The organism is Rugamonas sp. GW822-FHT03B10 (assembly GCF_058801745.1).
The window spans coordinates 121,633-130,760 of sequence record NZ_JBXANP010000016.1; the positions used below are offsets into that span (position 1 = coordinate 121,633).

Sequence of the window (9,128 nt, forward strand, 5' to 3'; positions counted from 1 at the left end):
GAGTAACATGGAACCATGAACAAACCCAGCCTGGACGGCGTCACCCTGGAAGCCATCGTCACCCGCCTGCAAGCCCACTATGGATGGGACCAGCTCGCCTTGCGGATTGACATCAACTGCTTCATCAGCGACCCTAGCATCAAGTCGAGCCTGAAATTCTTGCGCAAGACCCCGTGGGCCAGGAAGAAGGTGGAAGACTTGTACCTGGCGACCACATTCACCAATTGACGGGAACAAAAAATGGATAGCAATCTCAAAGCGTCGCTCACTTCCCTGCACCACCGCCTGGCCTCGGCCGGGCCCGTGGATGAGGAATTGCTGGAGCTGCTGCAGCAACTGGACGACGATATCAAAACCCTGATGGAACGGGCGCCGGCCCAGCGCGCGGCCGACGCCGGCACCACCACCTACGGCTTGGCCGAGCGCACGCAGGAACTGTCGGCCAGGTTCGCGGCCAAGCATCCGCAGCTGGAACCGGCCTTGCGCGAGCTGGGCAATATCCTGTCGAGCATGGGCATCTGAACTAGCCGCCTGAACGCCCGAACGCGCGCGCCGCGCGCGCATGAGAAAGCCGGCCTGCGCAAGCGCGTCAGGCCGGCCGGGAAACAGGACCCGGGGCCGGTAGCCCCGGGCAGCCAGCGTTACGGAAACGCCAGCATCGGCGGTTCAATACCGCCAAAGCTGATTTCGGGATGGCGCCTGGCGATCATGTCTTCGATTTCATCCACGCGCCGCACCGGCACGTCCACGATCAACAGCACCTGCCCTTGTTCGATGCGGCCGGCAAACTGCTTGAGCCGCGTGTTCGGCACGGCGGCCGCGTTCATGCCGGACGCCCAGCCGCCGAACAGCGCGCCGCCCAGCGCCACCAGCAGGATGGCGGCCGTGCGCACGGTGTAGCCGTCGAGCGGGAACAGGGTCAGGAACACGCCCGCCGCCAGCCCCACCACGCCGCCGATGATGACGCCGAGCTGGGCGCCATGCACCACGTCCGTTTTTTGCAGAATGTTCACGTCCGGCATGTCGGCCGGCAAGGCGCCGTCGCGGGCCATGAAGCGCATGTGGCCGATCTCGATGCGGGCCAGCAGCAGTTCGTCGAGCATGGCGCGGGCGCTGGCCACGTCGGGCAGCATGAAATAGAGGCGGCGTCGCATGATGGTCTCCTGATAACTGGGTGGGAGCAAAGTTGCCACGTTTCAGTTATAGCAAAGATGCCCGCTAAAGCAATGGGACTCTGACATGAATTGCCGCGCCGCCATGCTTGCCGGCTCAACCACAAGTGTTTGAATAATAAAAGAATTCCGCGATCGCCTTGCCCAAAAAACGGGCAATTGGTGCGCGGCATCATGGCATTTCCGGTACAATGTCGACCGATATGAGCTCCCCTACCCATTTATTTGCGACCGTCCCCAAGCGGTCTGCGCGCGCTGCGGCCGCGCCCTTCCTGCCCATGACCCGCGCCGAGATGACGGCGCTGGGCTGGGACGCGTGCGACGTCATCCTGGTCACGGGCGACGCCTACATCGACCACCCGAGCTTCGGCATGGCGCTGGTGGGCCGGCTGCTGGAGGCGCAGGGCTACCGGGTCGGCATCATCAGCCAGCCCGACTGGCTGTCGGCCGACGCGTTCCGCGTGCTGGGCCAGCCGCGCCTGTTCTTCGGCATCACGGCCGGCAACATGGACTCCATGGTCAACCGCTACACGGCCGACCGCAAGATCCGCTCCGAGGACGCCTACACCGCCAACGCCGAGCCGAACAAGCGGCCCGACCGCGCCGTCACCGTGTACGCCCAGCGCGCGCGCGAGGCCTTCCCCGGCACGCCGGTCGTGATCGGCTCGATCGAGGCCTCGCTGCGCCGCATCGCCCACTTCGACTACTGGTCGGACAAGGTGCGCCGCTCGGTGCTGGCCGATTCCAAGGCCGACCTGCTGATCTTCGGCAACGCCGAGCGGGCGCTGGTCGACCTGACCCACCGCCTGGCCGCCGGCGAGGACATCAAGACCATCCGCGACCTGCGCGGCACCGCCTTCATGGTGCCGCACGGCTGGCTGCCGGGGCCGGACTGGGGCGAGCACAACTCCACCCGCGTCGACGTGCCGGGCAAGATCGATCCCATCCCCGACCCGTACGCGATGGCCAGGGAGGACAAGGCCGCCTGCGCCACCGAGAACGCCGCCACCGCGCCCGAGGTGCTGAAACCGATCCGCATCATGAGCCGCGAGGAGCGGCTGGCCATGGCCAAGGAGAAGCACAACAAGACCGTGGTGCGGTTGCCGTCCTACGAGATGGTCAGCACCGACCCCGTGATGTACGCGCACGCCTCGCGCGTGTTCCACCTGGAATCGAACCCCGGCAACGCGCGCGCCATCGTGCAGGCGCACGGCGAGCGCGACGTGTGGCTCAACCCGCCGCCGCTGCCGCTGCAGATGGACGAGATGGACGGCGTGTACGACATGAACTACGCGCGCGCGCCCCACCCCAGCTACGGCAACGCCCACATCCCGGCCTGGGAGATGATCCGCTTCTCGATCAACATCATGCGCGGCTGCTTCGGCGGCTGCACGTTCTGCTCGATCACCGAGCACGAGGGCCGCATCATCCAGAGCCGCTCCGAGCCGTCCATCCTGCGCGAGATCGAGCACGTGCGCGACAAGACCAAGGGCTTCACCGGCACCATCTCCGACCTCGGCGGGCCGACCGCCAATATGTACCGGCTGTCGTGCCGCAGCAAGGAGATCGAGACCACCTGCCGCCGGCTGTCGTGCGTCTACCCGTCCATCTGCGTCAACCTGGGCACCGACCACAGCAAGCTGATCTCGCTGTACCGCAAGGCGCGCGCCATCCCCGGCGTGAAGAAGATCCTGATCAGCTCGGGCCTGCGCTACGACCTGGCCGTGCGCTCGCCCGAGTACGTCAAGGAACTGGTGACCCACCACGTGGGCGGCCTGCTCAAGATCGCGCCCGAGCACACCGAGACCAACACGCTGTCGAAGATGATGAAGCCGGGCATCGGCGCCTACGACGAGTTCAAGGAGATGTTCGACCGCTTCTCGCTGGAGGCCGGCAAGAAGCAGTACCTGATCCCCTACTTCATCGCGGCCCATCCCGGCACGACCGACGAGGACATGCTGAACCTGGCGCTGTGGCTGAAGAAGAACAACTTCCGCCTCGACCAGGTGCAGACCTTCATGCCCACGCCGATGGCCATGGCCACCACCATGTACCACACGCGCAAGAACCCGCTGCACAAGGTGACGGCCGACTCGGAGGTGGTGGAGACGGCCCGCAGCGGCAAGATCCGCCGCATCCACAAGGCCTTCCTGCGCTACCAGGACCCGGACAACTGGGCCCTGCTGCGCGAGGCCCTGACCGGCATGGGGCGCGCCGACCTGATCGGCAATGGCGACAAGCACCTGATCCCGGCCTGGTCGCCGGGCGAGGCCGGTGGCATGGCGCTGGCGGCCGAGCAGCGCCGCGCCGCGCCGGCGCCCGTCGCCAAGCCGGCGCCAGGTCCGGCGGCGGCGCGCGGCGCGCGCGCCAATGCGCTGACCGGCTCGCTGACGGCGCGCACCGCCATCGACACCAAGGCCCGGCCGTCCATCCTCGACACCATCAAGGTCAAGAAGCCGGCCGCCGCCGCCCCGGTCAAGGGCGGCAAGCCGGCCCGCGCGGCCGCGCCGGCCCGCGGCCGCAAATAAGGCCCGCGTCGCGCCCGCCGGGCCACAGGCCGGCGCCCACCTGTCGCGATGACGGGCGGGCGCCGGCCTTTTTTCTTATAATTCTCAAAAGAAATGTTGCAAATTGCCGCAATTGGTCCATTTGCGTGGATAATTCAGGCTTGCTCGGACGATGACGCGCCGGCGCCGCCGGCTAGACTGGCTGCATGCTGGCGCCGCGCACGCCTCCCCCTTTTGTGAAGAAATGGAAGACCATGAAAGCTACCTTTAAACTGTCGTCCCTGCTGCTGGTGCCGCTGCTGGCCGTGCTGACCGCCTGCGGCGGCGGCGGCAAGGGCGGCGGCACCACCACCACGCCGTCCACCACGCCGACCCTGGTGTCGCTGGCCATCACCCCGGCCAGCCCCACCATCGCCATCGGCACCAGCCTGCCGCTGACGGCCACCGGCACCTATTCCGATTCGACCACCAAGGACCTGACCAAGAGCGTGAGCTGGAGCGCCAAAGGCGCGCTGGTGACGGTCTATTCGAGCGGCCAGATCACAGGCAAGGCGGTCGGCACCGACACCGTCACGGCCACCTTCAGCCAGACCTCGGGCAATGTCACGGGCAGCACCGACGTGACGGTCAAGGCGCCGTGGACCACGGTGGTGGCCGGCGGCAACCAGACCTTCGCCCGCAAGGCCGACGGCAGCCTGTATGGCTGGGGCCTGAACAACCGCGGCCAGCTGGGCGACAGCACCACCACCGACCGCCTGAGCCCGACCCCCGTGACGGGCAGCGTGCTGACCTGGAAGCAGGTGGCCGTGGGCGAGCAGTTCACCATCGCGCTGCGCACCGACGGCACGCTGTGGGCCTGGGGCTTCAACCAGAACGGCCAGCTCGGCGACGGCACCACCGTCGACAAGGCCACCCCGGTCAGGATCGGCACGTCGAGCGACTGGACCTATGTGGCCGCCGGCAAGGCCCACGCGCTGGCCGTCAACAAGGGCGGCCTGCTGTGGGGCTGGGGCCGCAACTTCAACGGCCAGCTGGGCGACAACACCAACATCGACAAGCTGGTGCCGACCAAGATCGGCACCGCCACCACCTGGCTCAAGGTGGCGGCCGGTACCACCCACAGCCTGGGCTTGCGCACCGACGGCTCGCTGTATTCGTGGGGCGGCAACCTGAACGGCCAGCTCGGCAACGGTCTGAGCGGTCCCGATGTGCTGCAGCCGGCCCGCGTGGGCAGCTCGACCTGGACCGTCATCTCGGCCGGCGACAGCCATTCGGCGGCCATCCGCGCCGACGGCGCCCTGTTCGCGTGGGGCGGCAACGGTGCCGGCCAGGTCGGCAACAACGGCTCGCTCAACGTGACGGCGCCGGCCCAGATCACGACGGCCATGAACTGGGCCGTGGTGTCGGCCGGCGGCAGCCATACGATGGCGGTGCGCACCGACGGCACGCTGTGGGGCTGGGGCTCGAACAGCGACGGCCAGCTCGGCGACGGGCTGGGGCAGGACACGAGCAGCCCGAACCAGATCGGCCTGGCCACCAACTGGAGCAGCGTGAGCGCCGGCGCCAGCCACACCTTCGGCCTGCAGACGGACAGCACCCTGTGGGGCTGGGGCCGCAACGCGGAAGGCCAGCTCGGCAACGGCAAGACCGTCCAGGCGAGCACGCCCATCAACCTGCCCTAAACCAACAACCGGGGTCAGGTCATGCCCTCGCGCAAATTGCGCGACGGCATGACCTGACCCCGGTTTTCGGTGGGTTTTGTCGCATGGCAACGACATAGCCTGCGTGGCGGGGGCGGGACGGGCTACAATTTGCTGGCATGCCCGCGACTATCCTCCCAGCCACTGGAACCGCCGTGCCCGACCTGTACGCCCGCCTCGCCGTCCGCCGCCGCCACGCCGTCCGCCTCCTGGGCCGGGCCGGCTGGCTGTTGCTGCTGGGCTGGGCCTGGCTGGCGCTGGCGGCCGCGCCGGCGCGCGCGCTGGAGACGGTCACCCTGCAGCTCAAGCACCACCACCAGTTCCAGTTCGCCGGCTATTACGCGGCGCTGGAACAGGGCTATTACCGCGACGCGGGGCTCGACGTGCAGATCCGCGAGGGCAGCGACAGCAACGAACCCGAGCGCGCCGTCCTCACCGGCCAGGCCAACTATGGCGTGGGCGGCAGCAGCCTGCTGCTGGCGCGCCTGGCCGGCAAGCCGGTGGTGGTGCTGGGCGTGATCTTCCAGCATTCGCCGTACGCGCTGGCCATGCGCCAGAGCGGCAGCGAACCCGACCTGCGGCGCATCGTCGGCAAGCGCGCCATGATAGGCTCGCTCACCGACGAGATGAGCAACGCCGACGAACTGCTCGCCTACCTCAAGCAGGAGGGCATACCGGCCAGCAGCTTCCAGCGCGTCGAGCACAGCTTCAATCCGGACGACCTGGTGTCGGGCAGGGTGGACGCCATGTCGATCTACACCACCAACGAGCCCGACATCTTCGACCGCCTCGGCTTCCCCTACGACATCTACTCGCCGCGCACGGCCGGCATCGACTTCTACGGCGACAACCTGTTCACCAGCGAGGCCGAGCTGGCTGCCCATCCGCAGCGGGTCAAGGCGTTCCGCGCGGCCAGCATGCGCGGCTGGCAGTACGCGATGAGCCACCAGGAGGAGATCGCCGACCTCATCCTCAACAAGTATTCGCGCCGCAACGACCGCCAGCACCTGCTGTACGAGGCGCGCCAGATGGTGCCGCTGGTGCAGCCGGTGCTGGTCGAGATCGGCTACATGAACCCCGAGCGCTGGCGCCACATCGCCGACGTGTACGCGGGGCTGGGCATGCTGCCGGCCAAGGCCGGCTTCGACGGCTTCATGTACGAGGCCGGCGACGGCCGCACCCGCCTGCGCTGGCTGTACCGCGTGCTGGGCGCGGCGGCGCTGCTGCTGGTGGCGGGCCTGGCCGTGCACTTCGCGCTGCTGGCGCGCGAGCGCCGGCGGGCCGAGGAGACCATCCGCAAGGGCGAGCTGCGGTTCCGCACCATGTTCGAGAAGGCGCCGATGGGCATCGCCCTGATCGACTCGGTGACCGGCCGCTACACCGACATCAACCCGCGCTACCTGGAGATCGCCGGCCGCACGCAGCAGGAGATGATGGCCAGCCGCTGGATCGACATCTGCCACCCCGACGACGTGGTGCCGGAGCAGCTGCAGATGGAGCAGCTCAACGCCGGCCGCATCACCGGCTACAAGCTGTCCAAGCGGCTGCTGCGGCCCGACGGCACGGTGGTGTGGGTGGACGCCTCGATCGCGGCCGTCGACACGGCCGACCGCGGCCACCCGCACCACCTGTGCATGATCGAGGACGTGACGGACCAGAAGGAGACCGAGGCGCTGGTCTGGCAGCAGGCCAACTTCGATCCGCTGACCCAGCTGCCGAACCGGCGCATGTTCCACGACCGGCTGGCGCACGCCATCCTCAAGTGCCAGCGCGACGGCGGCCGCATCGCCGTGCTGTTCATCGACCTCGACCACTTCAAGGAGGTCAACGACACGCTCGGCCACCAGCAGGGCGACGTGCTGCTGGTGGACGCGGCGCGCCGCATCGGCGCCTGCGTGCGCAAGTCCGACACGGTGGCGCGGCTGGGCGGCGACGAGTTCACGGTGATCCTGTCCGGCGTGGACGAGCGCGGCCGGGTCGACACCATCGCCCAGCACATCCTCGACAGCCTGCGCGCCCCGTTCGCGCTGGGCGAGGAGCAGGCCTTCGTGTCGGCCTCGATCGGCATCACGCTGTACCCGGACGACGCGCGCGACATCGACAACCTGCTCAAGCACGCCGACCAGGCCATGTACGCGGCCAAGGGCGGCGGGCGCAACCGCTTCAGCTACTTCACGTCCACGCTGCAGGTGGCCGCGCTCAACCGCATGCGCCTGACCAACGACCTGCGCGGCGCGCTCAAGGGCGGCCAGCTGGCGCTGTACTTCCAGCCCATCGTGCACCTGCGCACCGGCCGCATCCACAAGGCCGAGGCGCTGATCCGCTGGACCCATCCGCAGCGCGGCATGGTCAGCCCGCTGGAGTTCATCCCGCTGGCCGAGGCGAGCGGCCTGATCATCGAGATCGGTTCGTGGGTGCTGCGCGAATCGGTGCAGTGGGTGCGGCGCTGGCGGCGCGAGCACCATCCCGAGTTCCAGGTCAGCGTCAACCAGTCGCCGCTGGAATTCCAGCGCGAGGATGGCTCCTACCAGGCCTGGCTGGGCGAATTGCAGGCGCTCGACCTGCCGGGCCAGTCGGTGGTGGTCGAGATCACGGAGGGCCTGCTGCTCGACGCCAACAGCGCCGTCAGCAACAAGCTGCTGCAGCTGCGCGACGCCGGCATCCAGGTCGCGCTCGACGATTTCGGCACCGGCTATTCCTCGCTGTCGTACCTGAAGAAGTTCGACATCGACTACCTGAAGATCGACCGCTCATTCACCCGCAACCTGGCGCCCGATTCGAGCGACATGGCGCTGTCGGACGCCATCATCGTGATGGCCCACAAGCTGGGCCTGCGGGTGATCGCGGAAGGGGTGGAGACGGCCGAGCAGCGCGACCTGCTGGCGGCGGCCGGCTGCGACTACGGCCAGGGCTACCTGTTCGCGCGCCCCATGCCGGCCGAGCAGTTCGACGCGCTGCTCAAAGCCCAGGCGCAAACGCCGGCGCAACAATCGCCCAGCCATGCCTGAGCCGGAGCGGGGTCTGCCATAAAGCGGTAAGATTGCCGTTTTTACATGCATCCCCATCCATGCCCGACACCTCCGCCGCCACCGTGACCGCAGCGCCGGCCGCGATCGAAACCGTCCGCCGCCGCCGCGCGCTGCTGGCCGCGTGCAGCGCGCATGCCGTGCACGACGGCCTGACCGATCTGATCTACGTGCTGCTGCCGATCTGGCAGACGCAATTCGCCATCAGCTACGCGATGGTGGGCCTGCTGCGCGGCGCCTATTCGGGCATGATGGCCGGCTTCCAGCTGCTGGCCAGCCGGCTGGCGCGGCGCTGGGGGCGCACGCGATTGCTGGTGGGCGGCACGGCCCTGGCCGGCGTGGCCTACCTGATCGCGGGCCAGGCCGGCGGCATCGGCCTGCTGCTGCTGGCGCTGCTGCTGGGCGGCCTGGGCGCCAGCACCCAGCACCCGCTGGCCTCGTCCATGGTCACCGACAGCCACGCGGCCGGCGGCGGCGTCAAGCAGGCGCTGGCCCAGTACAACTTCGCCGGCGACATCGGCAAGACGCTGATCCCCGGCCTGGTGGGCTTGCTGCTGGTGGTGCTCAGCTGGCAGGCCAGCGTCACGTTGATGGGCTTGCTTGGCGTGGCGGCCGCCGGCCTGTTGTGGTGGCTGATCCCGGCGCCGCGCGCGGGCGCGTGCGGCGCGCGCGCGGCGGCGGCCACGGCCGCGGCCAGCAGCAGGTCGCGCAGGCTGCGCGCGG

Annotated in this window: 7 protein-coding genes; 6 read left to right on the forward strand and 1 reads right to left on the reverse strand. The window is 68.6% G+C overall.

What is annotated here, in order from left to right:
* Positions 1–15: 15 nt before the first annotated feature.
* Both AC1RQG_RS21780 and AC1RQG_RS21785 read left to right on the forward strand, forming a co-directional pair.
* Positions 16–228, forward strand: a complete 213-nt coding sequence (locus AC1RQG_RS21780) for a VF530 family protein (RefSeq protein WP_493134488.1) — start codon at positions 16–18, stop codon at positions 226–228.
* A 12-nt stretch (positions 229–240) separates the two neighbouring features.
* Entirely contained in the window at positions 241–522 is a 282-nt protein-coding gene (locus AC1RQG_RS21785) for a DUF4404 family protein (RefSeq protein ID WP_493134489.1), read from the forward strand.
* A gap of 119 nt (positions 523–641) precedes the next feature.
* Here AC1RQG_RS21785 and AC1RQG_RS21790 read toward each other — a convergent pair whose 3' ends face one another.
* A complete protein-coding gene (locus AC1RQG_RS21790; RefSeq protein ID WP_493134490.1) occupies positions 642–1,154 on the reverse strand; it encodes a DUF1269 domain-containing protein in 513 nt (170 codons plus the stop codon).
* Between the two features lie 296 nt (positions 1,155–1,450).
* Here AC1RQG_RS21790 and AC1RQG_RS21795 point away from each other — a divergent pair, with 296 nt between their 5' ends.
* The 4 genes from AC1RQG_RS21795 to AC1RQG_RS21810 all read left to right on the forward strand — a co-directional run.
* Positions 1,451–3,700, forward strand: coding sequence for a YgiQ family radical SAM protein (locus tag AC1RQG_RS21795; RefSeq protein WP_493134492.1), 2,250 nt, complete (start codon positions 1,451–1,453; stop codon positions 3,698–3,700).
* A gap of 233 nt (positions 3,701–3,933) precedes the next feature.
* Positions 3,934–5,361 carry an RCC1 domain-containing protein gene (locus tag AC1RQG_RS21800; RefSeq protein WP_493134493.1) on the forward strand — a complete coding sequence of 476 codons (1,428 nt, stop codon included), beginning with the start codon at positions 3,934–3,936 and terminating at the stop codon, positions 5,359–5,361.
* Between the two features lie 173 nt (positions 5,362–5,534).
* Positions 5,535–8,387 (forward strand): EAL domain-containing protein, encoded by a 2,853-nt coding sequence (locus tag AC1RQG_RS21805; RefSeq protein WP_493134494.1) that lies wholly within the window; start codon positions 5,535–5,537, stop codon positions 8,385–8,387.
* 59 nt (positions 8,388–8,446) lie between these two features.
* Positions 8,447–9,128 (forward strand): MFS transporter (locus AC1RQG_RS21810; protein WP_493134495.1); only part of this gene is annotated, 682 nt, incomplete at its 3' end.

Excerpts from the sequence above, each read along its gene's own strand:
- AC1RQG_RS21780 (WP_493134488.1), top strand. The coding sequence starts at position 16 with ATGAACAAACCCAGCCTGGACGGCGTCACCCTGGAAGCCATCGTCACC.
- AC1RQG_RS21785 (WP_493134489.1), top strand. The coding sequence starts at position 241 with ATGGATAGCAATCTCAAAGCGTCGCTCACTTCCCTGCACCACCGCCTG.
- AC1RQG_RS21790 (WP_493134490.1), bottom strand. The coding sequence starts at position 1,154 with ATGCGACGCCGCCTCTATTTCATGCTGCCCGACGTGGCCAGCGCCCGC.
- AC1RQG_RS21795 (WP_493134492.1), top strand. The coding sequence starts at position 1,451 with ATGACCCGCGCCGAGATGACGGCGCTGGGCTGGGACGCGTGCGACGTC.
- AC1RQG_RS21800 (WP_493134493.1), top strand. The coding sequence starts at position 3,934 with ATGAAAGCTACCTTTAAACTGTCGTCCCTGCTGCTGGTGCCGCTGCTG.